We start from the raw sequence: 22,224 nt of genomic DNA, 5'->3' as shown, positions 1-22,224 counted from the left end.
GAGCCGACGTGCTCTTCGCCATGCTCCGCGACGGCACCTTCTACGAACCCCAGCCCGCCCCATCAGCTTGACGAAACCCATAGGGGCACCCCCCCTCACATGAACCCCACGTCACCAGTCACCCCACTCCGGCCGCATCCACGGCTCCGGCCGGATCACACGTCCCGCAGCTCCTGTCGCGGTCCCGGCTCCCGGCGCGGTCGGTCCCAGCGTGTCCGGGCGGCCAGCGGTCGCAGCACCAGCGCCAGGACGGCCCCGGCAGCCGCGCCGGGCAGGATCCACCACCAGTCGGTGCCGTCCCCGGTTCCTGTCCGTGCCGTCGGCACGAGGGCCGCGTCGGCCGCCGAGTCCGTCGCCCCGGCACCGGGCTCGGGGCTCGCGCCGGAACCGGCACTGGACTGTGCGTCGGCACCGGTGTCACCCTCGCCCGTCGCCCCAGGCGTCGGAAAGATCCAGGAGCTGTCCTCGCCCGAGGTCTTCCCCATCACACCCAGCTCCTTGAGCAGGGCCCGCAGTCGGCCGGGGTGCTGCGCCTGGTGCCAGTAGCCGTTCACCGTTTCGGTGAGGTTCGCCGACGTGTGTATCCAGACCCCGCCGGTGTCGGCCTGCGGGAAGACCTCGGTGAAGCGCCAGGGCGAGATGTCGTGTGCCATCCATGTGACGTTGATCTGCCGGGCAGCCTGCAGACCGGCCTTGGGCGGCTGGTCGCGGACGCCGGTGCCAGTGGTCCCGAGAAGCCGCTCCAGTTCTCCGTACTCCTCGTCGGAGTAGTACAGCGCCGTCGCCTCCATGCTCTGCGGCGAGACCACGAGCACGCTCGTCGGTCCGCCGGCCGCCGCGGGGGAGACCCCCCACAGCATCAGCGCCGACGTCATCGCCACCACCCCGGTCAGCGCAGCCGCCCCACGACCTCGACCACTCCATCCGCGCCCCGCTCCACGCATCCGAACCCCCAACCAAGCCAGACGATCCCCGTGTCCCGCGCGGCCCGTCTCCGAGCCGCATGTCACTTCTGGTACACCGCCCGACCCGTCGGGGTTCCCCTTCCGACCGCACTATTCCGGGAACCTTTCGGACCCCTCCGACCCGCTGGCGAGAGACCTGGCGATCTCCACCGCACGCCCCTGCGACGCCACCCCCTCCAGCCGTAGCGTCACGTCCGCGCCGCCGGAGCCGTGGGTCCACAGCAGCGTCGGCCCGGCGGTCCGCTCCTCGCGGGTGTAGCGGGAGCCCTGCGTGTCCACCAGCCAGAAACTCAGCAGATGCGGGCGCGGGAACCACAACGCCGTGTTGTCCGGGGTGCCGGCGTCCGCGGGATCCGCGCTCAACGTGATCCACGCGGGCTGCTCGGGCACGCTCTTGGCGAAGCCGATGTCGAGGCGGGCCGGGTACTGGTCCAGCCGGACCGTGTGCCCCCGCTCGTGCCAGCACAGGCTCACCAGGAACCGTCCCCGTGGTTCGTCGGCCACCGACACCGCGTCCGGCGTGCCCAGCGCCGGAGGCACCAGCGGCGCGAACCCGGTCTTCCGCTCGGCCTGCGCGAGCGACCCCGCCGCCCCGCAGCCGGGCACCTCGGCGCCGGGCGAGGGCACCGCCGACGGGTCGTACCGCACCTCGACCCCGCCGAAGTCGAACCAGTCGAGGACCGCGGCCCGCACCGGGGGGGTGAGGGCGAGGACCGTCAGCAGGCCGCACAGCACCGCGGTCAGCGACCGCCACCGCGCTCGCACCCAGGACCGGACGACCCGCAGCCGGTCGCCGGCCGCACCGAGTCGTCCACCGGCCGAGAGAAGCCGTCCACCCGCCGCGACCAGTCGTCCACCGGCCGCCCGCAGCCGCCCGACGTCTCCCGCCCGCCCCACCTGCCCGGCCACCGGCACCGGCACCCGCTCGGCGAGTATCTGCTCCAGCACCCGCTCGACCATCGACTCGGACCCCGCACCACCCGGCGGGTCCAGGGAACGCCCCAGGGCCCGCAGCTCCGCCGGCAGCCCGGCCGCCTCGCCACGCCGACGCCACCCGCCCGTCTCACCGACACCGCCTTCACCGCTGTACGGGCCCCGCTCCCGGCCCGCGTCACCGAGGCGTCCCGCGTCGTCGAGGCGCCCCTCATCACCGAAGGCGTCCCGCTCCTCACTCACGCTCATCACCCCCTTCCCGCTCGTTGCGCCCCTCGTGTCCGTCCCGCTCGGCCCGCTCGTCCCGCGCGTTCCGAGGCCGGAAATCCGGCAGCAGCCGGCTCATCTTCCGCAGCGCGCGGTTGAGGCGGGACTTCACCGTGCCCCGGGGCCAGCCCAGGGCCTGGGCCGTCTCGGACTCGTCCATCTCCAGCAGATAGCGGTAGGTGACGACCAGACGGTGTTCCTCGCTCAGCTTCTCCAGCGCGGCGAACAGCGCGGCGCGCCGCTCGGTCTCCAGCGTGGCCACCGCGGGGTCCGCCGATTCCGGTATCAGCGGCTCCGCCTCCACCAGGGCGGCCTCACGGCCGGCGAGCGTCCGCTGACGGGCCGCCGTCCGCACTGTGTTCCTCGTCTCATTGGCCACGATCGACAGCAGCCACGGCTTGAACGACGCGCCGTCCTTGAACCGGCCCAGTGCGCAGTACGCCTTGACGAAGGCCTGCTGCACCACGTCCTCCGCGTCCGCTCCCGCCCCGAGCGCGGCGGCCGCCCTGAGCGCGAGGCCCGTATGTGCCCGCACCAGTTCCGCGTACGCCTCCGGCTCTCCGGCGCGTACGCGTGCGATCACCGCGGCCTCATCGACGATGCGGCCCCCCTCCCGCGTCCTCACATGATGGGTACACCGCTCGGCACGGATCGGTTCCCATCCGTGTCGTCCCGATCGCGCCGTCCGACTCGTGTCACTTCTGTTTCCGACCAGTTCCGAATCGGCCCCCGACACCTGAGAGAATGGTGAGCATGGCCTCTGATCGACCCCGTGTGCTCTCCGGAATCCAGCCCACCGCAGGCTCGTTCCACCTCGGCAACTACCTCGGCGCCGTCCGCCAGTGGGTGGCCCTTCAGGAGTCCCACGACGCGTTCTACATGGTCGTCGACCTGCACGCGATCACGATCCCGCAGGACCCGGCGGACCTGCGGGCCAACACCCGGCTCGCCGCCGCCCAGCTCCTCGCGGCCGGTCTCGACCCGGAGCGCTGCACACTCTTCGTCCAGAGCCATGTGCCCGAGCACGCGCAGCTGGCCTGGGTCATGAACTGCCTCACCGGCTTCGGCGAGGCGTCCCGTATGACCCAGTTCAAGGACAAGTCCGCCAAGCAGGGCGCCGACCGTGCCAGCGTCGGCCTGTTCACGTACCCGATCCTCCAGGTCGCGGACATCCTGCTGTACCAGGCGCACGAGGTGCCGGTCGGCGAGGACCAGCGCCAGCACATCGAGCTCACCCGCGACCTCGCCGAGCGCTTCAACGGCCGTTTCGGCGAGACCTTCACCGTTCCGAAGCCGTACATCCTCAAGGAGACGGCGAAGATCTTCGACCTCCAGGACCCGTCGATCAAGATGAGCAAGTCGGCGTCCACGCCGAAGGGCCTGATCAACCTCCTGGACGACCCGAAGGCCACCGCCAAGAAGGTCAAGAGCGCGGTCACCGACACCGACACGGTGATCCGCTTCGACACGGCGGAGAAGCCGGGCGTCAGCAACCTGCTCACCATCTACTCGACCCTCACGGGCGAGGTGATCGCGGACCTGGAGCAGAAGTACGAGGGCAAGGGCTACGGCGCGCTCAAGACGGACCTCGCCGAGGTCATGGTCGACTTCGTGACGCCGTTCCGCGAGCGCACCCAGCAGTATCTGGACGACCCGGAGACGCTGGACTCGATCCTGGCCAAGGGCGCGGAGAAGGCGCGTGCCGTCGCCGCGGAGACCCTCTCCCAGGCGTACGACCGGGTGGGTTTCCTGCCCGCCAAGCACTGACGCGCCGGCATCGAGGCGCACCACCGCACAGACGTACCACTGGACAGAGCGCTGCACATCACTACGGTTGCGCCTGCCCACAACACAGCCGTGGCCGTACAGTCGATAGCCGGACGGCTCGGAACGAAACCCGACAGGTAGACAGGAGACGACGTGGGGACCGTAACGATCGGCGTGTCGATCGCGGTCCCGGAGCCTCACGGCAGCCTGCTCCAACAGCTGCGCACGGGTTTCGGCGACGCGGCGGCCCACGGCATTCCCACGCATGTGACGCTGCTGCCGCCGACGGAGATCGACCAGGCCACGGTGCCGGCCGTCGAGGCGCATCTGACCGAGGTGGCGGCGGCGGGCCGCCCGTTCCCCATGCTGCTGTCCGGCACGGGCACGTTCCGGCCCCTGTCGCCGGTCGTCTACGTCCAGGTCGCCGAGGGCGCCGAGGCCTGCACCTGGCTGCAGAAGCAGGTCCGTGACGCCTCCGGCCCCGTCGCGAGGGAACTGCAGTTCCCGTACCACCCGCACGTCACGGTCGCCCACGGCATCGACGAGGACGCGATGGACCGCGCCTTCGAGGAACTCGCCGACTACCGGGCCCAGTGGCCGTGCACCGGCTTCGCCCTCTACGAACAGGGCGCCGACGGCGTGTGGCGCAAGCTGCGCGAGTACGTCTTCGGGGGCGCCGTCGTGCCACCGCAGGCCGCGCACGTGGAGCGGGGCTCGATCCCCGCCCCCTGAACCCGTAAGGGTTCAGGGGCTGTCCGGCCGTACGGGTCCTAGACGGGCAGTCGCCGGAACACCGCGCGCGGCACGTGCCGCAGGGCCGACATCACCACCCGCAGCGCCCCCGGCACCCACACGGTCTCCGAGCGGCGCCGCAGACCCAGCTCGATGGCCGTGGCGACGGTCTCCGGCGTGGTGGCGAGCGGGGCCTCCGGGAGGCCCTCGGTCATCTTCGAGCGGACGAAGCCGGGGCGTACGACCATGACGTGGACTCCGGTGCCGTGCAGGGCGTCGCCCAGCCCCTGGGCGAAGGCGTCGAGGCCCGCCTTGCTGGAGCCGTAGATGAAGTTGGAGCGGCGGGCGCGTTCCCCGGCCACGGAGGACAGCACGACGAGGGATCCGTGGCCCTGGGTCTGCAAGGCGCGCGCGGAGACCAGTCCGGCCGACACCGCGCCCGTGTAGTTGGTCTGGGCGACGCGCACCGCGCCGGCCGGTTCGCGTTCGTCGTGCGCCTGGTCGCCGAGGATCCCGAAGGCGAGCAGCACCATGTCGATGTCGCCCTCGGCGAAGACCTTGCCGAGGGTGGTCTCGTGGGAGTCGGGGTCGAGCGCGTCGAAGGCGACGGTGCGCACGTCGGCGCCGAGGCCGCGCAGTTCGGCCGCGGACCGGTCCAGGGCGGGTGAGGGCCGCCCGGCCAGCCACACCGTGCGGGTGCGGCGGGCGATCAGCCGGCGGGCGGTGGCGAGCGCGATCTCGGACGTGCCGCCGAGGACGAGCAGGGACTGGGGGATGCCGAAGGCGTCCTTCATGACAGCTCCTGGAGATCAGAGGTTCGATCAGAGGTCGAGGCGGCGGGCCAGGTCGGAGACGAACACCCCGCGCGGGTCCAGTTCCGCGCGCAGGGCACGGAAGTCGGCCAGCCGCGGGTACATCGCGGTGAGCAGTTCGGGGCGCAGCCGGGAGTCCTTGGCGAGGTAGACGCGTCCGCCGGCGGCGGCGACCTCCTCGTCGAGTTCGTCGAGGAAGGGGCCGAGGCCGGGCAGCCCCGCCGGGATGTCGAGGGCGAGCGTCCAGCCCGGCACGGGGAACGACAGCCAGCCCGGGTCGCCGTCCCCGAAGCGCTTGAGGACGGCGAGGAAGGACGGGCACCGGTGCCGCGAGATGCGGTGCACGATCCGGGACACGGCCTCCTCCTGGCCGTAGCCGACGGCGAACTGGTACTGCACGAAGCCGCCGCGGCCGTAGATCCGGTTCCAGTGGGGCACCCCGTCCAGGGGGTGGAAGAAGGTGGAGATCTTCTGGAGTTCGCCGCTGCGCGCGCGGGGAGCCTTCCGGTACCAGAGCTCGTTGAAGAGGCCCACGGTCCGCCGGCTGAGGAGGCCCTCCGGGAACAGGGCGGGGGCGGCCGGGAGCCGGGAGGTGCGGAAGGCCAGCGGCTCCCTTCGCGCGCGCGTGCCGTCCGGCAGTGCGTCCAGGGGGGCGTGGTCGCCGCGGGTGAGCACCGCGCGGCCGGTCGCCGCGCCGCGGGCCAGGAGGTCGATCCAGGCGACCGAGTAGCGGTACTGGTGGTCGGTGGCCGTCAGCCGGGCCATCAGGTCGTCGAGGTCCCGCGCGCGTTCGGTGTCGACCGACATGAGCGAGGTCTCGACGGGCTGGAGCTGGACCGTCGCGGTGAGGATCACACCGGTCAGGCCCATGCCGCCGGTCGTGGCGTCGAACAGGGGCGTGTCCCGGCCGACCGTGCGGATCTCGCCGTCGGCGGTGAGGAGTTCGAGCGAGAGGACGTGCCGGGAGAAGGAGCCCGCCCCATGGTGGTTCTTGCCGTGGATGTCGGCGCCGATCGCGCCGCCGACGGTGACGTAGCGGGTGCCCGGCGTCACCGGCACGAACCAGCCGAGCGGCAGCAGCACCTCCATCAGCCGGTGCAGGGAGACGCCCGCGTCGCACAGCACGATGCCCTCGTCGGCGTCGATGACATGGACGCGGTCCAGGCCGGTCATGTCGAGGACCGCGCCGCCGGCGTTCTGCGCCGCGTCCCCGTACGCCCGCCCCAGGCCCCTGGGGATGCCCCCGCGGGCCCCGCAGTCCCGGACGGCGGCGGCGGCCTCCTCGTACGTCCGTGGACGGATCAGACGCGCTGCGGTGGGCGCGGTGCGGCCCCAGCCGGTGACGGAAACGGTGTCGGCAGACATGTCGATGACCGTATCGTCCCTATGTGGACGATTAGTTTTGAAACATTCATCCAATCCCCGAAATGGGTGATTAATGGGATGTCGCCCTATATTGCCGGAGTTCCGACGGTCCGGGCGTGAACAGTGAGTCCACATGGACGATCTCGACGACCTCGACGGCCACGATGCCCTCGACGACCTGGACCACCGAATCCTTTCGGCACTGCGGGCGTACGGCCGTGACCCCCACGTCGCGAACGCCGCGCGCACCCTGTCCCGGGCGGGCGAGCACGGCGGGCTCTGGCTGGCCGCGGGACTCGCGGGAGCCGCCCTGGACGGCCCGCGGCGCGGCGCCTGGCTGCGCGCGACGGCACTCACCGCGGGCGCGCACCTCGTCAGCATGGGCGTGAAGAGGGTGGTGCGCCGCCCCCGCCCGGCCCACGTGGAGCCCCTGGTGCGCACCGCGGGCCGGCACTCCTTCCCGAGCTCGCACGCCACCTCCGCCGCGGCGGCCGCGGTCGCCTTCGGCGCGCTCGGAGCGCGTTCCGTACCCCCGCTCGCCGCCGCGATGTGCCTCTCGCGCCTGGTCGTCGGCGTGCACTACCCCTCGGACGTGGCGGCGGGCGCCGCCCTGGGAGCGCTCACCGCGCGCGTCGGCGCACGGTGGATGCAGGGAGGCGCGCATGACTGAGACCGCGCCGATGACAGGGAGCGCACGCACCCGTGAGACGGCGCTGCTGGAACAGCGCAGCCCGCTCCGTAAGCCCCCGCCACCCCGCAAGGGCGGCCTCCTGGGCGGACTCCTCAGGACCGCCCGCCCCAAGCAGTGGGTCAAGAACGTCCTGGTCGTCGCGGCCCCGGCCGCCGCGGGCCAGCTCTTCTCCCGGCACGCCCTCACCCAACTCGCGCTCGTCTTCGCCCTCTTCACCGCCTGCGCCGCCGCCGTCTACCTGGTCAACGACGCCCGCGACGCCGACGCCGACCGCGCCCACCCCACCAAGCGCCGCCGCCCGGTCGCCGCCGGACAGGTCCCCGTAGCCGTCGCCTACGCCGTCGGAGGCGCCCTGGGCGTCCTCGCGCCGGTCCTCGCGGCCTGGCTGGTCTCACCCGCCGTGGCGGCGCTCCTGACGGCCTATCTGGGCATGCAACTGGCCTACTGCGTCAGCCTCAAGCACGTCCTCGTCGTGGACCTGGCCGTCGTCACCACCGGCTTCCTGATGCGGGCCATGGTCGGCGGGCTAGCCCTGGGCATCCCGCTGTCGCGGTGGTTCCTGATCACCACCGGGTTCGGCGCGCTGTTCATGGTGTCGGCCAAGCGCTACTCGGAAGCCGTCCAGATGGCCGGGAAGGCGGGCGCCACGCGCGCGTTGCTCACCGAGTACACCACCGGCTACCTGCGTTTCGTGTGGCAGCTCGCGGCCGGCGTCGCCGTCCTCGGCTACTGCCTGTGGGCCCTGGAGGAGGGCGGCGTCCCGCACACCAGCGTGCTGCCCTGGCGGCAGCTCTCCATGGTCGCCTTCATCCTCGCCATCCTCAGGTACGCCGTCTTCGCCGACCGCGGCACGGCCGGCGAACCCGAGGACGTCGTCCTGCGCGACCGCGCGCTCGCCCTCATCGCCCTGTCCTGGATCGCGATGTACGCCCTGGCGGTGGCCAATTGGTGAGCACGCGCGCGTGGGGGCGCCCCTTCGAACTTCCCGGCCCCCGCAGGGAACTGCTCGGCTTCGCCGCCGTGGGCCTCCTCGCCTACGCCGCCGACCTCGCCCTCTTCACCTGCCTGCGCGGCCCGGCCGGGCTCGACCCGCTCACCGCCAAGGTGCTCTCCTTCGTCGCGGGCTGCTCGGTCGCGTACCTGGGCAACGCGCTCGGCACCTACCGGCACACCGGGGCCGGCGGACTGCGCACCTATGCCGTCTTCTTCGCGGTGAACATCGCCGGCGCCCTCGTCCAGCTGCTCTGCCTCGCCGTCAGCCACTACGGTCTCGGCCTCACCTCGCAGCGCGCGGACACCGTCTCCGGCGCGGGGGTCGGCATGGTTCTCGCCACCGTCCTGCGGTTCTGGGGCACCCGCACATTGGTCTTCCGCAATGAGGGCAGAGTCGGATCATGGACTGGCTGAAGAAACTCCCCGGCATCGGGCCCCTGGTGGCCCGGCTGACCGCCACGCACGCGTGGCGGTCGTACGAGCGGCTGGACCGGGTGAAGTGGACACGGCTGGCCGCCGCGATGACGTTCACCAGCTTCCTGGCGCTCTTCCCGCTGCTCACCGTGGCCGCCGCGGTCGCCGCCGCCACGCTCGGCAAGGAGCGGCAGAACACCCTGGAGGACAAGATCGCCGAGCAGGTGCCCGGCATCTCCGAGCAGCTGGACATCGACACGCTGGTACAGAACGCCGGCACCGTCGGCCTCATCGCGGGCGCCGCCCTGCTGTTCACCGGCATCGGCTGGGCGGGCTCGATGCGCGAGTGCCTCAGGGCCGTGTGGGAGCTGCCCGACGAGGAGGAGAACCCGGTCCTGCGCAAGGCCAAGGACCTCGGCATCCTCGTCGGGCTCGGCGGGGCCGTCCTGGTCACGCTCGCCACGTCCACCGTGGCCTCCGCGATGGTCGGCTGGATCACCGACCAGCTGGGCATCGACCGGGAGGGCTGGGGCAGCGTCCTGCTGCGCGCGGCGGCGTTCCTCGTCGCCGTACTCGCCGACTTCCTGCTGCTTCTCTACGTCCTGACACTGCTCCCCGGAGTCGAGCCGGGGCGGCGCCGCCTGGTGGTGGCCGCGCTGACCGGCGCGGTCGGCTTCGAACTGCTGAAGCTGCTGCTCAGCGGCTATATGCAGGGCGTCGCCGCGAAGAGCATGTACGGCGCGTTCGGCGTCCCCGTCGCCCTGCTGCTGTGGATCAGCTTCACGGCGAAGCTGGTGCTGTTCTGCGCCGCGTGGACGGCGACGCCCGGCAGACAGGGCGAGGGCAACGAGGGCAACGAGGGCGAGGACCCTACGGGCGGGTCCGACGGCGTACCAGATCCGGCAGCGGCCAACGGCGGTTGACGAGGAACGCGGCGCCCGCGAGCAGCACCAGCAGCCCGCCGGTGATCGCCAGCGCGATCCCGATGCCGCCGGAGCCGCCCTCGGCCGTGGCGGACGCCACCGGCTTCGACGAGGCGTCCGAGGAGTCACTGGTGCCCCCGGCCTCCCCGGAGGCGTTCGCACCCGGCTGGGCGCTCGACCGCGCGGCGCTCTTGGGCGGCACCAGCTCGCCCACCGGAGTCACCTTGCCGGCCGCCTTGAAGCCCCAGTCGAAGAGCCGGGCGGTCTCCTTGTAGATCTCGTTGTGCTCGTCCTTCTCCGGGTTCATCACGGTGACGAGCAGCACCTTGCCGCCGCGCTCGGCGACACCGGTGAAGGTGGCGCCCGCGTTGGTGGTGTTGCCGTTCTTGACGCCCGCGATGCCCGGGTAGACGGTGACGTCGGAGTCGCCGGTCAGCAGCCGGTTGGTGTTCTGGATCTCGAAGGAGCTCCGGGTCTTCTTGCCCTTTTTCTTCTTCGTCTCGCCCGGGAACTTCGCCCTGACCGTCGAGCTGTACTCGCGGAAGTCCTTCTTCTGCAGCCCGGAGCGGGCGATCAGGGTCAGGTCGTAGGCGGAGGACACCTGGCCGGGCTCGTCGTAGCCGTCGGGGCTGACCGCGTGCGTGTCGAGGGCCTGGAGCTCCTCGGCGTGCTCGTTCATCTCCTTGACGGTGTTGGCGACGCCGTCGTTCATCGCCGACAGGACGTGCACGGCGTCGTTGCCGGAGCGCAGGAAGACGCCGAGCCACAGGTCGTGGACCGTGTACGTCTCGCCCTCCTTTATCCCGACCATGCTGGAGCCGGACCCGATGCCGGCCAGGTCGGTGGGGAGGACCTTGTGCTTCTCGGTCTTCGCGAACTTCGGCAGGACCGTGTCGGCGAACAGCATCTTCAGGGTGCTCGCCGGGGGCAGCCGCCAGTGCGCGTTGTTGGCGGCCAGCACGTCCCCGGACTCGGCGTCGGCGACGATCCACGACCGCGCGCTCAGGTTCTTGGGCAGCACCGGGACGCCACCGGCCAGATCGACCTGTGCCCCGGCCCGTCCCAGCCGTTCACCGCCGACGGCCGACATGGAGGCCGGGGGAGTGGCCGACGGGCTCGCGGACGCGCTCGGCGACGGATCGGGGGCGGCCAGGGTGACGGGCGCGGTCAGCGCGAGCGACGACAGGGCGGCGGAAACGACCAGCAGGGATCGCCTGGCGGTCTTCTTGGGAGCGGGCACGGTCAGGAACGTACATGGCACAGGGCGTGAAGTCCCGCCCACCTCCCCACCCCGGCCGAGGAACCGGACACGGGGCGGCGATACTGGACGCATGAAGCTCAGCCGCCCCGTCTCCTGGTTCCTGCTCGCCTTCGGGGTGTGGAGCTGGGTCATCTGGGTCACTTTCGTCAAAAACCTGATCAAGGACGGCAGCGGGCTCGCGTTCGACGACGGTCACCCGACGGCGTACTTCTGGGTACACCTGACACTCGCCGTCGTCTCCTTCGTATTGGGGACGGTCGTGGGGGGCATCGGGTTGCGCGGAGTCCGCGCATTGCGCCGCACGTCATGACCGACTCACCTGACAGCCCACACCGGGGGACACGAGGCCGTGGCCATTTTCTTCGTAGTGCTCGTCGTACTGCTGGTCCTGGCCGTCCTGGTGACGGCCAACTGGTACCTGTGGCGACGCCTGTTCCGTGACACGACCAGGGCCCCCGGCGCGGTGCGCCGTGCGGGTGCGGTCCTGATCGCGGGCGGCTGGGTGCTGACGGTCACGGCCCTCGTCGCCGAGCGCACCGGCGCCCCCTTCTGGCTCCAGCGCACCCTGGCCTGGCCGGGCTTCCTGTGGATGGCCCTGGCGATGTACCTGATCCTGGCCGTCGTCGTGGGCGAGGCCGTACGGCCGCTGCTGAGACGGGTGTTGCGGCGGCGGGACCGTCGGCCGGCGCCCGCCGGGATCGCCGTACCGCGCCCGGAACCCGTGCCGCAGCCGGAGTCCGTCCCGGCCGGGGCCCCGCCCGAGGAGCCGCCGGCCGGTGAGACGCCGGCCGACGAGCCGCCCCGCCCGGTGGCCGCCCCCTCCCGCCGGCTGTTCGTCTCCCGGGTCGTCGGTGGCGCCGCCGCGGTGGCCGCCCTCGGGACCGTCGGCTACGGCACCTACGGCGTCCTGAACGGCCCCACCGTCAAGCGCGTCACCGTCCCGCTCGCCAAGCTCCCGCGCGCGGCGCACGGTTACCGGATCGCGGTGGTCAGCGACATCCACCTGGGCCCGGTGCTCGGCCGCGGCTTCGCCCAGAAGGTCGTCGACACGATCAACTCCACCCAGCCCGACCTGATCGCCGTCGTCGGCGACCTGGTCGACGGCAGCGTGAAGGACCTCGGCCCGGCCGCGGCACCCCTGGCCGGGCTGAAGGCGCGGCACGGGGCGTACTTCGTCACCGGCAACCACGAGTACTTCTCCGGCGCCGAGGAGTGGGTCGAGGAGGTACGGCGGCTCGGCCTGCGCCCACTGGAGAACGCCCGTACCGAACTGCCGTGGTTCGACCTCGCGGGTGTCAACGACATCGCGGGCGAGAGCGAGGGCCAGGGCCCCGACTTCACCAGGGCCCTCGGGGACCGCGACACGGCACGCGCGTGCGTGCTCCTCGCCCACCAGCCCGTCCAGATCCACGACGCCGTCGAGCACGGCGTCGACCTCCAGCTCTCCGGCCACACCCACGGCGGCCAGCTCTGGCCCGGCAACCTCGTCGCCGTGGCCGCCAACCCGACCCTGGCGGGCCTGGAACGCTACGGCGACACGCAGCTGTACGTCAGCCGCGGCGCGGGCGCCTGGGGGCCGCCGACGCGGGTCGGCGCCGAGTCGGACGTCACGGTGATCGAACTGGCGTCGAAGCGGGCCTGACCGGCGGGCGAGGCGCGGTCGCCCCCTCGATGCGGCCGTCCGACGGCCATGCTGTGGGGGCGCTGTGAAACATGGCCGAAACCCCTTGCGGTAACGTCTTTCCCAACTCCCCGAATCTCTCTTCCCCCACGCGAAACAGCTGTGGTTAGGTGATCCGCGCCACCAGGGGGGTGGCCAGTTCGCTGCGGCCCCCAGGGGGCCTGGGGAGGCCACACCGATGCGATCGGTTCGCATACGGATACTCGCGACACTGCTGGTCCTGGCGGGCGTCGGCGTCGGCGGCTGGCAGTTGCTGCCCGCGCAGGGCGAGGAGCGGGCCATCACGGTCGGCACGACGGACGACGTCACCTCGCTCGACCCGGCCGGTGCCTACGACGCCGGATCCTGGGCGCTGTTCAGCAACGTCTTCCAGTCACTGCTGACCTTCGAACCGGGCTCCGCCACACCCGTCCCGGACGCGGCCAGGAGCTGTGCGTTCGTCGGCGGCGGGCTCACCACCTACCGCTGTGAACTGCGCAGCGGCCTCACCTTCCCGGGCGGCCGGGAGATGTCCGCCGAGGACGTGAAGTACTCCTTCGACCGGGTCAAGAAGATCAACTCCGACGTCGGTCCCGCGTCCCTGCTCGGCACCCTCCGCTCGGTCACCGCGAAGGGCCTCACCGTCACCTTCCGGCTGTCCTCGGCCGACGCCACCTTCCCCTTCAAGGTGGCCACCGGAGCCGGCGCGATCGTCGACCGCACCAAGTACCCGCCGAACGGCCTGCGCACCGACACCGGCGTCGACGGCACCGGACCGTACGAGCTGACGGCGTATACGAACGGCAAGAAGGCGGTCCTCACCCCCGACCAGCGCTACGAGGGCGCCCTCAAGGGCACCGGACGGCCGGTCGAACTGCGGTACTTCGCCGACGCCGACAAGCTCGACGCCGCCTGGAAGGCGAAGCGGATCGACGTCGCCACCCGGCAGTTGCCGCCCGGCGTCCTCGCCGGGCTCAACGCCAGCGACCCGAACCAGCGCGTGTCCGTCGCCGACAGCTCCGAGACCCGCAACCTGTACCTCGACACCCGCTCCGGCTCGCCGCTGCACGACCCCCGGGTCCGCCGCGCCATGGCCTGGCTGATCGACCGCGACCGGCTGGCCGCCACGGTGTACGACGGCACCGTCGACCCGCTGTACTCGCTGATCCCCACGGGCATCACCGGCCACACGACGTCGTTCTTCGACCTCTACCCCAAGCCGGACACCGACCAGGCGAAGCAGCTCCTCACCGAGGCCGGCGTGACCCTGCCGGTCCCCTTCACCTACGGCTACGCCGAGGGCCGCGGCGCCGCCGCCGAGGAGGCCGTCGAACTCAAGAAGGAGCTGGAGGCGGACGGCCTGTTCAAGGTCACCGTCAAGGGCTACGAGTGGACCGACTTCCAGAAGCGGTGGACGTCCGGGAAACTCGACGCGTACGCCGTCGGCTGGGTGGCCGACTATCCCGACCCCGACACCTTCGGCTCCCCGCTCGTCGGGACCGACGCCACCATGAACACCGGCTACAGCAGCAAGGCCGTCGACCGGCTGATCCGGGGCAGCCAGAAGTACGCCGACCGCACCGAGGCCACCGAGGACTTCCGCGAACTGCAGCAGGTCGTCGCCCGCGATGTTCCGGTCGTCCCGCTGTGGCAGGCCAAGGAGTACGTCGTCAGCACCGAGGACGTCGGCGGCGGCCAGTACCTCTCGGACGGCACCGGTGTCTTCCGTCTCTGGCGTCTCGACTGGATCTGACGTGATCGTGCGGTAGTGGCCTTCGCCCGAGTGACGCGTTCCAGCCATCCGACGCGGCACCATGTGGCGGGGCGTGTGCGGGGTGAGGAGCAGACGTGTTGAGACGCAACTCCTTCCGGTTGCCCCGGCATCCGGCCTCCGTGGGTCTGGCCCGGCGCCGGGTCCGGGACCATCTGGCCGACTGGGGCCATGCCCCGGACGACCCGGCGCTGGCCGACGCGGTGCTCGTGGTGTCCGAACTCGTCACCAACGTCGTACGCCACGGCCCGCTCCTGGAGCGGGAGTTCGAGGTGGCGGTGACCGCCCTCGCCGACGGCGCCTGCCTCATCGAGGTCTCCGACGAGGGCCGGATGGAGCCCCGGCTGCGGGTGGTCGGCGAGGCGGAGGAGGCCGGTCGCGGCCTCCACCTGGTGGAGCACCTCGCCGCGGCCTGGGGCGTGTGGAGCAGGGGCCGGTACGGCAAGACGGTGTGGGCGCTCGTCCTCGCCGACACCTGACGCGGAGCCGACCCCCGAGACGGCCCGTACCCGGCAACCTCCGACGCGGCCCGTGCCCGGCGTCGAACGGGCCTCTCACGTCCGTACGGCCGCCCCCGCCGGCAGGGTGACCGTCACCGCGAGCCCCTCGCCCGGCGCCGTCCGCACGCTCACCTCGCCCCCGTGCGCGTGCACCACGCCCTGCACGATCGCCATGCCGAGCCCGCTGCCCGCACCCCCGCCGGCCCGGAAGAAGCGGTCGAAGACCCGCGCCGCGTCCTCCGGGCAGAGCCCCGGCCCCTGGTCCGCGACACAGAGCCGGACGACCCCGTCCGCCCGCTCCACGCCGAGCCGCACCGGGACGCCCGCGGGCGTGTGCGTGCGCACGTTGCCCACCAGGTTGCCGAGCACCTGGCGCAGCCCGGACTCGTCGGCACGCACCAGCAGCGAACCCTCCGCGTCGACGGTGAGGGGCCGCCGCGGATCCTGCACCCGCAGATCCTCCGCGGCGTCCCGGACCAGCCGGCTCAGATCGACGTTGCGGAAGCGCAGTTCGGGCCGCTGGTCGAGACGGGCGAGGGTGAGCAGCTCGTCCACGAGCCGCCCCATCCGGTCGACCTCGGCGTTCATCCGGTCCCAGGCCCGCTTGCGCTCGCCCGGGCCGCTCAGCATGCCCTTGTCGTACAACTGGAGATAGCCGCGTATCGCGGACAGCGGGGTGCGCAGCTCGTGCGAGGCGTCACCGACGAAGCGGCGCAGCTGGGCCGCGCTGCGCTCGCGCGTGCGGTACGCCGACTCCACCTGCTGGAGCATGGAGTTGAGGGCGACCCGGAGCTGCTCGACCTCCAGGGTGGCCTCCCGGCTGGACGGGACACGCTGTGTCAGATCACCCTCGGCGATCGCCGACGAGGTCTCCACCATGTCCTCCAGCGGTCGCATCCGGCGCCGCACACTGAACATCGTCAGACAGGCCAGCACCGCCAGCAGCAGGGTGCCGATGGCCAGATCGAGCCTGATGGCCTTCGCCACTCCTTCATGGACGTCGTCGGTGGAGGTGGCGAGCAGGACGTAGGTGCCGTCGCCGAGCCGGGTGGCCGTCGCCCGGTAGGCGGCCCCGTGCACACTGACGTCGTGCGGCTCGGGGTCCTCGGCCAGCGTGCGCGGGGCGCCGACCTCCTCCGCCAGACCGCGCTGGGCCTCGGTCGGCGCGAAGCCGAGCATGCCGATCGCACCGCCCTCACCGTCGACGGCGGCGAAGATCGAGTCCGGCCTCGGCTCCTCGTCCGTGGCCACCGGGACGAGCCGTTCGCGCACGAAGCCCAGCGCGCTGAGCGAGTCGATGGCCCGCAGGGACAGCTGCGAACGGCCCAGCGAGTCCCGGGTCTGGGCCAGTTCCGTGTCGACCTGGTCGAGCAGGTAGTACCGCATGCCCATCACGCTCACGGCGGTCGCCGCGACCATGCCCAGGGCGAGCAGCGCCACGTTCGCCAGCGTCAACTTGGCGCGCAGGGAGTGGATGCCGTGCGTGCACGCGAACCCCGGGATCCTCATGCCAGCCCGTATCCCACACCCCGCCGGGTCGTGATCACCGGCGGCCCCAGGGTGTCCAGCTTGCGCCGCAGATAGCTGATGTACGTCTCGACGATCGTCGACTCGGGAGGGGTGTGCTCGTACTGCCAGACATGGCGCAGCAGTTGCTCCTTGGGCACGATCCGGCCGCCGTTGCGCACCAGGAACCGCAGCAGCGCGTACTCGGTGGGGGTGAGCTCGACGGAGCGGCCCGCGCGGTGCACCGAGTACGTCGTCTCGTCCAGCTCCAGCTCGCCGTACCGCAGGGGCGGGCGCTGGGTCAGTACGTCGGCCGGGCGGGTGCGGCGCAGGACCGCGGTGATCCGGGCGACGACCTCGTCGATGTTGAACGGCTTGGTGATGTAGTCGTCGCCGAAGCCGAGCGCGCCGACGACCTCGGCGGGGGAGTCCCGCGCGGTGAGGAAGACGAGCGCCAGATCGGGCCGCCGGGCGCGCAGTTGACGCGCCAGGGCCCTGCCGTCGCCGTCCGGCAGCATGACGTCGAGCAGCGCGGCGTCCGGGCGGGTGCGCTCGGCGAGCGTGAGCGCCTCGCGGACGGTGCCCGCCGTCATCACCTCGAACCGGTGGTAGCGCAACGCGATGGCGAGGACGTCCGCGATGCTCTCCTCGTCCTCCACGACCAACACGGTGCCCGGAGCCGTCGTCATGCTCCCCAGTATCGGTGCGCGCACCGACAGCCGGGCCGGTTCGCACTTTGGAGTTCCTTGAGAGTCGAGCGTGTCGCATGTCCAGGCACCCCTGCCGCCGCCAATTCTGTTGCCCAGGACCTGGGGGACCGACCGGACTACACCGGACTGATGAGGGGGTTGGGGCGTGGCGACATTGGCACGCTGGTGCTACCGGCACCGGCTGGTGGTCCTGCTGTTGTGGGTGGTGGCGCTGTTCGGCCTGGGCGCGGCGAGTTCGACCGCGGGCACGAACTACGCGGAGGTCTTCTCACTGCCGAACACGGACTCCAAGCGCGCGTACAGCTTGATGGAGAAGGCCTTCCCGGAGCGTGCGGGCGACACCGACACGGTGGTGTGGAAGGTGGACGGCGAGGACGGGACCTCGGTACGGGACGCGTCCGTACGGTCCCGGATCGAGCCCGCGCTGAAGGAGATCGGCGCGATGAAGGGGGTCGGCGCGGTCACCGACCCGTACGGGGCCGAGGGCGCGGCCCAGATCAGCGAGGACGGGCGGATCGCCTACGCCCAGGTCACCTTCGCCGCGCAGGCGGACGCCGTACCCAAGGACCTGGTCCAGGACGTCGTCGACACCGCGCGGGACGCGGGCGGCGACGGTCTCCAGGTCGAGCTGGGCGGCCAGGCCATCACACGCGTGCAGGAGCCGCCCACCGGCACCGCCGAGCTCGTCGGCATCCTCGCGGCGGCCGTGGTGCTGTTCCTGGCGTTCGGTTCGGTGTTCGCGATGCTGCTGCCGATCCTGGTGGCGCTGTTCGGCGTGGGCAGCGGCCTGTTCTCCACGCAACTGCTCAGCCATGTCACCAACATTCCGGAACTCGCCTCCCTGCTCTCCACGCTGATCGGCCTGGGAGTCGGCCTCGACTACGCCCTGTTCATCGTCACCCGCCACCGGCGCGGCATCGAACGCGGCCTGGACCCCGAGGACGCGGCGGTCGCCGCCCTCAACACCTCGGGACGGGCCGTGCTGTTCGCGGGCGGCACGGTGTGCATCGCCCTCGCCGGCATGCTGGTGACGAACCTGCGCTTCCTGGACGGCGTGGTCATCGGCACCTCGCTGACCGTCGTGCTGAGCGTGCTCGCGGCCATCACGCTGCTGCCCGCGATGCTGGGCATCCTGGGGCACCGGGTGCTCAGCCGCCGCCAGCGGCGCCGGCTGGCCGCGCGCGGCCCCGACGCGGACCGCCCGAGCGGCCTCGCGGCCCGCTGGTCGGCCACCGTGGAGCGCCGCCCGCGCTCGGTCGCCGTCCTCGCCCTCGTCGTGATGGCCGTCCTCGCCCTGCCTCTGCTGTCGCTGCGCCTGGGCACGGTCGACCAGGGCAACGACGACGCGTCGACGACGACCAAGAAGGCGTACGACCTGCTCGCCGACGGCTTCGGCCCCGGCTTCAACGGCCCGCTCCAGGTCGTCGTGAACGGTGACCCGGGGGAGAGCCTGGTCGCGACGATCAGGCAGACGGACGGCGTCGCCCAGGTCGTCGCGGCACCGCCCGCGAACGGCGTCACGGTCATCCAGGTGGTGCCCACCACCTCACCGCAGGCCGTGGAGACCGACCGGCTCATCGACACCCTGCGCGACCGGGTGATCCCGGAGGCGGGCGTCCAGGGCCATGTCGGCGGAGTGACGGCGGTCTCGAAGGACTTCGCGTCGGTGACGGCCGACCGGCTGCCGTACTTCATCGCGACGATCATCGGACTCGGCTTCGTCCTGCTGCTGATCGCCTTCCGCTCCGTCGTCGTGCCTCTGACGGCGGCCCTGATGAACCTCATCGCGGCGGCGGCCTCCTTCGGCGTCCTGGTCGCGATCTTCCAGTGGGGCTGGGGCCTGGACCTGCTCGGCCTCGGCACGGAGGGACCGATCGCCGCCTTCCTGCCGATCATCATGCTGTCCCTGCTCTTCGGCCTCTCCATGGACTACCAGGTGTTCCTGGTCAGCCGGATGCACGAGGAGTGGGTGCACACCAAGGACAACGCCCGAGCGGTCCGCGTGGGCCTGGCGGAGACCAGCCGCGTCATCAACTCCGCGGCCCTGATCATGGTCTGCGTCTTCATGGCCTTCGTCCTGAGCGGCGACTACGGGGCCGCGATGGCGGGCGTCGGCCTGGCCGCCGCGGTCGCCCTGGACGCGTTCATCCTGCGTACGGCCCTGGTGCCGGCCGCGATGCACCTCCTGGGCAACGCCAACTGGTGGCTGCCGGCCGGGCTGGAGAAGCGGCTGCCCCACCTGGCGGTGGAACCGAAGGAGGAGACGACGGCCGCCCCGGAGGCGCCCGCCGCACAGGGGCCCGCCTCGGCGGTGCACGGCTTCGTCCGGACGGCGGACGGCGAGCCGGTGGAGGGAGCCGCGGTGACGCTGCTCTCGCCGGGCGGCCGTCAGCTCGACCGGGTGGTGTCCCTGGCCGACGGCTCCTACATCGTGTCGGTGCCGGCCCCGGGGACCTACCTGCTGGCGGCGACGGCCTCCTCGTACGGCTCACGCGCCCGGCACGTCGTCGTCGGGGAGGGCCCCCTGGTGTGTGACGTAGAGCTGGCCGAGGGCGAGGTGGACGCGGTCAACTAGAGGCCCTCCGCGGGCTCAGGGGCGCTCGTCCTCGACGGGCGCCCCCGGCTTCCTCGCCGGGTCCGGGATCATCCTCGTCATCCCCGGCAGGAAGTCCGTGAACAGCTCGTGGACCTCCCGCACCAGCGGTCGCAGCACCCGGAACCGCGCCAGTGACACGCCCCGCGCGGTGAGCCGGGCACCCCGCTCGGCGAGCCGGTAACTCCGCTCGCGCCCCTCCGTACGGTCGAAGATCCAGTACAGGACGAGCCCCATCTGGGAGAGCCACATCAACTCGGGCAGGACGTCCCGCAGTTCCTCCGGCACCTTGGTCTTCGTCCCGGCGAGCACCTGCCGGTGGACGCTGATGGCCTCCACGCGCGCGTGCTCCGACTCGGGGGAGAAGGGGCTGAGGGGGCTGTCCGGGTCGGCGGCGTTCTTGAAGAACTGCACCGCGAACTCGTGGTAGGGGGTGGCGATGTCCAGCCACACCCTCAGGACGCCCGCGAGCCGCGCCTCCAGGTCGGTCTCCCGGGCCAGCACCTCCCGGACCGCCAGCTGGTGCTCGGCGGCGATCCGGTCGTAGAAGCCCTGGATCAGGTGCTCCTTGCCCGCGAAGTAGTAGTACGCGTTGCCCACGGAGACCCCGGCCTCCTGGGCGATGGCCCGCATGGTCGTCTTGTCGTAGCCGCGCTCCTGGAACAGCCGCATCGCCGTCTCCAGGATGAGCGCGCGGGTCTGCTCGGACTTGCTCGGGTTACCGCCCTCGTCGGGGCCGTCGTTGTTCGCAGGCACGGTAACGAGCCTAACGAGTGGCGCAGGTACCGCTGTCGCAGGCCGGTGGGCCGTACGTCCATCCCCGGGCGGGGTCGTACGTCCACCCGTCCGCCCGGCGGTACACCGCCCCGCCCCAGGCACCGTCGCCCGCCCGCGACCCACCCCAGGAGCCGTCGCCCGCCTGGGGCCCGCCCCACCGACCCGCGTTCCGCCCGGCCCCGCGCCACCTGGCCGCGGCGAGCACCGCGCCCTTGGCGAGCCGCGCCCCGGACGGTGTGCTCAGGCGGTGCGCGAGCGGCCGGTGCGCCCGCAGCGCCCACAGGGTGACGATCCAGGCGGCGCCGTCCCGGTAGACCTGCCCCGCGTCACCCACGGCGGTGATCTCGTCGAGGGTGGCCCGGTGGTCGAGCCCGGGAAACCGCCGGCGGGCCTCGTCGGACCCGGCGGGCACCAGGTCCAGCGGCACCAGTTGCGGCTGCCGTACGAGCCAGTCGCGCAGGAACGCGCACAGGGAGCACTCGGCGTCGTACAGGAGGGTGAGCCGGCGGACCGGGACACGCGTGGTGTCCCGGACCTCGGGCCCCTCCGGGGGCGCGGCGCTCACGCCTGGACCCAGCCCTGCGGCGCGACCGGCGGCACCTGCTCCTGCTCCAGGACGCTCCGCCGCCGGATCCGGTTGAGGACGTACACGTTGCCCAGGTGCATGACGCCGAGCACCAGCAGCACCACGCCCAGCTTGGTCGAGAGCGCCTCGAAGATCCCGCGGGTGTCCTCGATGGTCCCGTCGCCGCTCAGGTAGAGCGCCACGAAGCCGAGGTTGACGAGGTAGAAGCCCACCACCAGGAGGTGGTTGACGGCCTCGGCGAGGCTCTCGTTCCCGCGCAGTACGTCGGCGAGGAAGATGCGCCCGTTGCGGCTGAGCGTGCGGGCGACCCAGACGGTCAGCCCGATGCTGACCAGCAGGTAGATGACGTAGGCGATGACGGTGCGGTCCATGCCCCACCCCTTCTTGAACGCGTTCAAAACGCTGACAGGGATGACTGTAGCCCTGCTTTTGAACGTGTTCAACGCCTTGGTGCGGTCTTCCGAGGGGAGGGCGTGGGATCTGTGTCACACCGGTCGCACCCGGTGCTGCGCGGTCACGTCCGGCGCGCGAGCTCCGGTCGCTTGCTGTAGTCGGTGAACCCGACGACGTTCCCCCAGGGGTCGGCGAACTCGACGGTCCACCCGGTGGCCACGGAGAGGGGCTCGTCGAGCGGGGTGATGCCGGCGCCCGCCAGCTCCCGGGCCGCGCGCCGCGCGTCCGGCACCTCCAGCCACACACGCGAACAGGGCCACAAGGGCGGCCGGTGGCCGAACGCCTCCTCCTCCTTCAGCAGGATCCCGGGCGTCTCACCCCCGACCTTGAGCGACGCGAGGCCGCCCTCGTCGAACCGGAACCCCACCGTGAACCCGGCCCGCTCGTAGAATCCGACGGCCTCGGCGAGGTCCCCGACAGGCAGCAGCACGTTGTCGAAACCGAGCAGTTCGTACGACTCGTCATCTGACATGCCATCAGATTAGGTGGAGAGGGGCCGGAGAATACCGCGCGCCGGGCGGACTGGCCACCGGGTCACTCATTGA

General features: G+C 71.9%; 23 protein-coding genes. 11 read left to right on the top strand and 12 right to left on the bottom strand.

Features of this window, described 5'->3' with window-relative positions:
* Positions 1-155: 155 nt before the first annotated feature.
* The 3 genes from ACZ5VD_RS36775 to ACZ5VD_RS36765 all read right to left on the bottom strand — a co-directional run bounded on the left by ACZ5VD_RS36775 (position 156) and on the right by ACZ5VD_RS36765 (position 2,748).
* Positions 156-875 carry a hypothetical protein gene (locus tag ACZ5VD_RS36775; RefSeq protein WP_468684818.1) on the bottom strand — a complete coding sequence of 240 codons (720 nt, stop codon included), beginning with the start codon at positions 873-875 and terminating at the stop codon, positions 156-158.
* A 180-nt stretch (positions 876-1,055) separates the two neighbouring features.
* On the bottom strand, positions 1,056-2,147 hold the full coding sequence (locus ACZ5VD_RS36770) for a hypothetical protein (RefSeq protein ID WP_468684816.1): 1,092 nt from the start codon (positions 2,145-2,147) through the stop codon (positions 1,056-1,058).
* Positions 2,134-2,748, bottom strand: a complete 615-nt coding sequence (locus ACZ5VD_RS36765) for an RNA polymerase sigma factor (protein WP_468684815.1) — start codon at positions 2,746-2,748, stop codon at positions 2,134-2,136. The genes ACZ5VD_RS36770 and ACZ5VD_RS36765 overlap by 14 nt, the downstream gene beginning before the upstream one ends.
* Positions 2,749-2,918: 170 nt before the next feature.
* Here ACZ5VD_RS36765 and trpS point away from each other — a divergent pair, with 170 nt between their 5' ends.
* Together trpS and ACZ5VD_RS36755 are read left to right on the top strand one after the other, a co-directional pair.
* Positions 2,919-3,932 (top strand): tryptophan--tRNA ligase, encoded by a 1,014-nt coding sequence (gene trpS / locus ACZ5VD_RS36760; protein WP_468547515.1) that lies wholly within the window; start codon positions 2,919-2,921, stop codon positions 3,930-3,932.
* A 153-nt stretch (positions 3,933-4,085) separates the two neighbouring features.
* On the top strand, positions 4,086-4,664 hold the full coding sequence (locus ACZ5VD_RS36755) for a 2'-5' RNA ligase family protein (RefSeq protein ID WP_468547514.1): 579 nt from the start codon (positions 4,086-4,088) through the stop codon (positions 4,662-4,664).
* Between the two features lie 38 nt (positions 4,665-4,702).
* Here ACZ5VD_RS36755 and ACZ5VD_RS36750 read toward each other — a convergent pair whose 3' ends face one another.
* Together ACZ5VD_RS36750 and ACZ5VD_RS36745 are read right to left on the bottom strand one after the other, a co-directional pair.
* Positions 4,703-5,458, bottom strand: a complete 756-nt coding sequence (locus ACZ5VD_RS36750) for a decaprenylphospho-beta-D-erythro-pentofuranosid-2-ulose 2-reductase (RefSeq protein ID WP_468547513.1) — start codon at positions 5,456-5,458, stop codon at positions 4,703-4,705.
* Between the two features lie 27 nt (positions 5,459-5,485).
* Positions 5,486-6,841 (bottom strand): FAD-binding protein, encoded by a 1,356-nt coding sequence (locus ACZ5VD_RS36745; RefSeq protein ID WP_468547512.1) that lies wholly within the window; start codon positions 6,839-6,841, stop codon positions 5,486-5,488.
* Positions 6,842-6,974: 133 nt separating this feature from the next.
* Here ACZ5VD_RS36745 and ACZ5VD_RS36740 point away from each other — a divergent pair, with 133 nt between their 5' ends.
* From ACZ5VD_RS36740 to ACZ5VD_RS36725, 4 genes are read left to right on the top strand one after another with little or no spacing between them, the layout of a single operon-like run.
* Complete coding sequence (locus tag ACZ5VD_RS36740) at positions 6,975-7,511, top strand: phosphatase PAP2 family protein (RefSeq protein WP_468684813.1); 537 nt, start codon at positions 6,975-6,977, stop codon at positions 7,509-7,511.
* Positions 7,504-8,484: a decaprenyl-phosphate phosphoribosyltransferase gene (locus tag ACZ5VD_RS36735; RefSeq protein WP_468547510.1), complete on the top strand. Its 981-nt coding sequence runs from the start codon at positions 7,504-7,506 to the stop codon at positions 8,482-8,484. The genes ACZ5VD_RS36740 and ACZ5VD_RS36735 overlap by 8 nt, the downstream gene beginning before the upstream one ends.
* Positions 8,481-8,939 (top strand): GtrA family protein, encoded by a 459-nt coding sequence (locus ACZ5VD_RS36730; RefSeq protein WP_468684811.1) that lies wholly within the window; start codon positions 8,481-8,483, stop codon positions 8,937-8,939. The genes ACZ5VD_RS36735 and ACZ5VD_RS36730 overlap by 4 nt, the downstream gene beginning before the upstream one ends.
* Positions 8,927-9,862 (top strand): YihY/virulence factor BrkB family protein, encoded by a 936-nt coding sequence (locus ACZ5VD_RS36725; RefSeq protein WP_468684809.1) that lies wholly within the window; start codon positions 8,927-8,929, stop codon positions 9,860-9,862. The genes ACZ5VD_RS36730 and ACZ5VD_RS36725 overlap by 13 nt, the downstream gene beginning before the upstream one ends.
* On the opposite strand, the gene ACZ5VD_RS36720 is transcribed toward ACZ5VD_RS36725, so the two are convergent.
* Entirely contained in the window at positions 9,810-11,102 is a 1,293-nt protein-coding gene (locus ACZ5VD_RS36720; protein WP_468547507.1) for a D-alanyl-D-alanine carboxypeptidase family protein, read from the bottom strand. The two genes, ACZ5VD_RS36725 and ACZ5VD_RS36720, sit on opposite strands and share 53 nt — an antisense overlap.
* 91 nt (positions 11,103-11,193) lie before the next feature.
* Here ACZ5VD_RS36720 and ACZ5VD_RS36715 point away from each other — a divergent pair, with 91 nt between their 5' ends.
* The 4 genes from ACZ5VD_RS36715 to ACZ5VD_RS36700 all read left to right on the top strand — a co-directional run bounded on the left by ACZ5VD_RS36715 (position 11,194) and on the right by ACZ5VD_RS36700 (position 15,033).
* A complete protein-coding gene (locus tag ACZ5VD_RS36715) occupies positions 11,194-11,433 on the top strand; it encodes an SCO4848 family membrane protein (protein ID WP_468547506.1) in 240 nt (79 codons plus the stop codon).
* Positions 11,434-11,472: 39 nt separating this feature from the next.
* Positions 11,473-12,765: a metallophosphoesterase gene (locus ACZ5VD_RS36710; protein WP_468684807.1), complete on the top strand. Its 1,293-nt coding sequence runs from the start codon at positions 11,473-11,475 to the stop codon at positions 12,763-12,765.
* 217 nt (positions 12,766-12,982) lie between these two features.
* Positions 12,983-14,536, top strand: coding sequence for an ABC transporter substrate-binding protein (locus ACZ5VD_RS36705; protein ID WP_468684806.1), 1,554 nt, complete (start codon positions 12,983-12,985; stop codon positions 14,534-14,536).
* A 95-nt stretch (positions 14,537-14,631) separates the two neighbouring features.
* A complete protein-coding gene (locus ACZ5VD_RS36700) occupies positions 14,632-15,033 on the top strand; it encodes an ATP-binding protein (RefSeq protein WP_468684804.1) in 402 nt (133 codons plus the stop codon).
* Between the two features lie 75 nt (positions 15,034-15,108).
* Here ACZ5VD_RS36700 and ACZ5VD_RS36695 read toward each other — a convergent pair whose 3' ends face one another.
* Complete coding sequence (locus ACZ5VD_RS36695; protein ID WP_468684801.1) at positions 15,109-16,563, bottom strand: sensor histidine kinase; 1,455 nt, start codon at positions 16,561-16,563, stop codon at positions 15,109-15,111.
* Positions 16,560-17,249 carry a response regulator transcription factor gene (locus ACZ5VD_RS36690; protein WP_468547501.1) on the bottom strand — a complete coding sequence of 230 codons (690 nt, stop codon included), beginning with the start codon at positions 17,247-17,249 and terminating at the stop codon, positions 16,560-16,562. The genes ACZ5VD_RS36695 and ACZ5VD_RS36690 overlap by 4 nt, the downstream gene beginning before the upstream one ends.
* Positions 17,250-17,424: 175 nt before the next feature.
* On the opposite strand from ACZ5VD_RS36690, the gene ACZ5VD_RS36685 reads away from it, so the two are divergent.
* Positions 17,425-19,845 carry an MMPL family transporter gene (locus ACZ5VD_RS36685; RefSeq protein WP_468684828.1) on the top strand — a complete coding sequence of 807 codons (2,421 nt, stop codon included), beginning with the start codon at positions 17,425-17,427 and terminating at the stop codon, positions 19,843-19,845.
* A gap of 15 nt (positions 19,846-19,860) precedes the next feature.
* Here the strand turns inward: ACZ5VD_RS36685 and ACZ5VD_RS36680 are convergent, their stop codons facing one another.
* From ACZ5VD_RS36680 to ACZ5VD_RS36665, 4 genes are all read right to left on the bottom strand, one after another.
* On the bottom strand, positions 19,861-20,619 hold the full coding sequence (locus ACZ5VD_RS36680) for a TetR/AcrR family transcriptional regulator (RefSeq protein ID WP_468684798.1): 759 nt from the start codon (positions 20,617-20,619) through the stop codon (positions 19,861-19,863).
* A gap of 10 nt (positions 20,620-20,629) precedes the next feature.
* Positions 20,630-21,205, bottom strand: coding sequence for a thiol-disulfide oxidoreductase DCC family protein (locus ACZ5VD_RS36675; RefSeq protein ID WP_468547499.1), 576 nt, complete (start codon positions 21,203-21,205; stop codon positions 20,630-20,632).
* Positions 21,202-21,597 (bottom strand): hypothetical protein, encoded by a 396-nt coding sequence (locus tag ACZ5VD_RS36670; RefSeq protein WP_468547498.1) that lies wholly within the window; start codon positions 21,595-21,597, stop codon positions 21,202-21,204. The genes ACZ5VD_RS36675 and ACZ5VD_RS36670 overlap by 4 nt, the downstream gene beginning before the upstream one ends.
* Before the next feature lie 143 nt (positions 21,598-21,740).
* A complete protein-coding gene (locus ACZ5VD_RS36665; RefSeq protein ID WP_468684796.1) occupies positions 21,741-22,151 on the bottom strand; it encodes a VOC family protein in 411 nt (136 codons plus the stop codon).
* Between the last annotated feature and the right edge of the window lie 73 nt (positions 22,152-22,224).

The organism is Streptomyces sp. NPDC032822, assembly GCF_055578825.1.
Note: the sequence above shows the minus strand (reverse complement) of the source record. Positions and strands in the feature narration are given on the sequence as shown.

Excerpts from the sequence above, each read along its gene's own strand:
- ACZ5VD_RS36705 (WP_468684806.1), top strand. The coding sequence starts at position 12,983 with ATGCGATCGGTTCGCATACGGATACTCGCGACACTGCTGGTCCTGGCG.
- ACZ5VD_RS36735 (WP_468547510.1), top strand. The coding sequence starts at position 7,504 with ATGACTGAGACCGCGCCGATGACAGGGAGCGCACGCACCCGTGAGACG.
- ACZ5VD_RS36715 (WP_468547506.1), top strand. The coding sequence starts at position 11,194 with ATGAAGCTCAGCCGCCCCGTCTCCTGGTTCCTGCTCGCCTTCGGGGTG.
- ACZ5VD_RS36670 (WP_468547498.1), bottom strand. The coding sequence starts at position 21,597 with ATGGACCGCACCGTCATCGCCTACGTCATCTACCTGCTGGTCAGCATC.
- ACZ5VD_RS36740 (WP_468684813.1), top strand. The coding sequence starts at position 6,975 with ATGGACGATCTCGACGACCTCGACGGCCACGATGCCCTCGACGACCTG.
- ACZ5VD_RS36770 (WP_468684816.1), bottom strand. The coding sequence starts at position 2,147 with ATGAGCGTGAGTGAGGAGCGGGACGCCTTCGGTGATGAGGGGCGCCTC.
- trpS (WP_468547515.1), top strand. The coding sequence starts at position 2,919 with ATGGCCTCTGATCGACCCCGTGTGCTCTCCGGAATCCAGCCCACCGCA.
- ACZ5VD_RS36665 (WP_468684796.1), bottom strand. The coding sequence starts at position 22,151 with ATGTCAGATGACGAGTCGTACGAACTGCTCGGTTTCGACAACGTGCTG.
- ACZ5VD_RS36695 (WP_468684801.1), bottom strand. The coding sequence starts at position 16,563 with ATGAGGATCCCGGGGTTCGCGTGCACGCACGGCATCCACTCCCTGCGC.
- ACZ5VD_RS36750 (WP_468547513.1), bottom strand. The coding sequence starts at position 5,458 with ATGAAGGACGCCTTCGGCATCCCCCAGTCCCTGCTCGTCCTCGGCGGC.
- ACZ5VD_RS36690 (WP_468547501.1), bottom strand. The coding sequence starts at position 17,249 with ATGACGACGGCTCCGGGCACCGTGTTGGTCGTGGAGGACGAGGAGAGC.
- ACZ5VD_RS36725 (WP_468684809.1), top strand. The coding sequence starts at position 8,927 with ATGGACTGGCTGAAGAAACTCCCCGGCATCGGGCCCCTGGTGGCCCGG.
- ACZ5VD_RS36745 (WP_468547512.1), bottom strand. The coding sequence starts at position 6,841 with ATGTCTGCCGACACCGTTTCCGTCACCGGCTGGGGCCGCACCGCGCCC.
- ACZ5VD_RS36775 (WP_468684818.1), bottom strand. The coding sequence starts at position 875 with ATGACGTCGGCGCTGATGCTGTGGGGGGTCTCCCCCGCGGCGGCCGGC.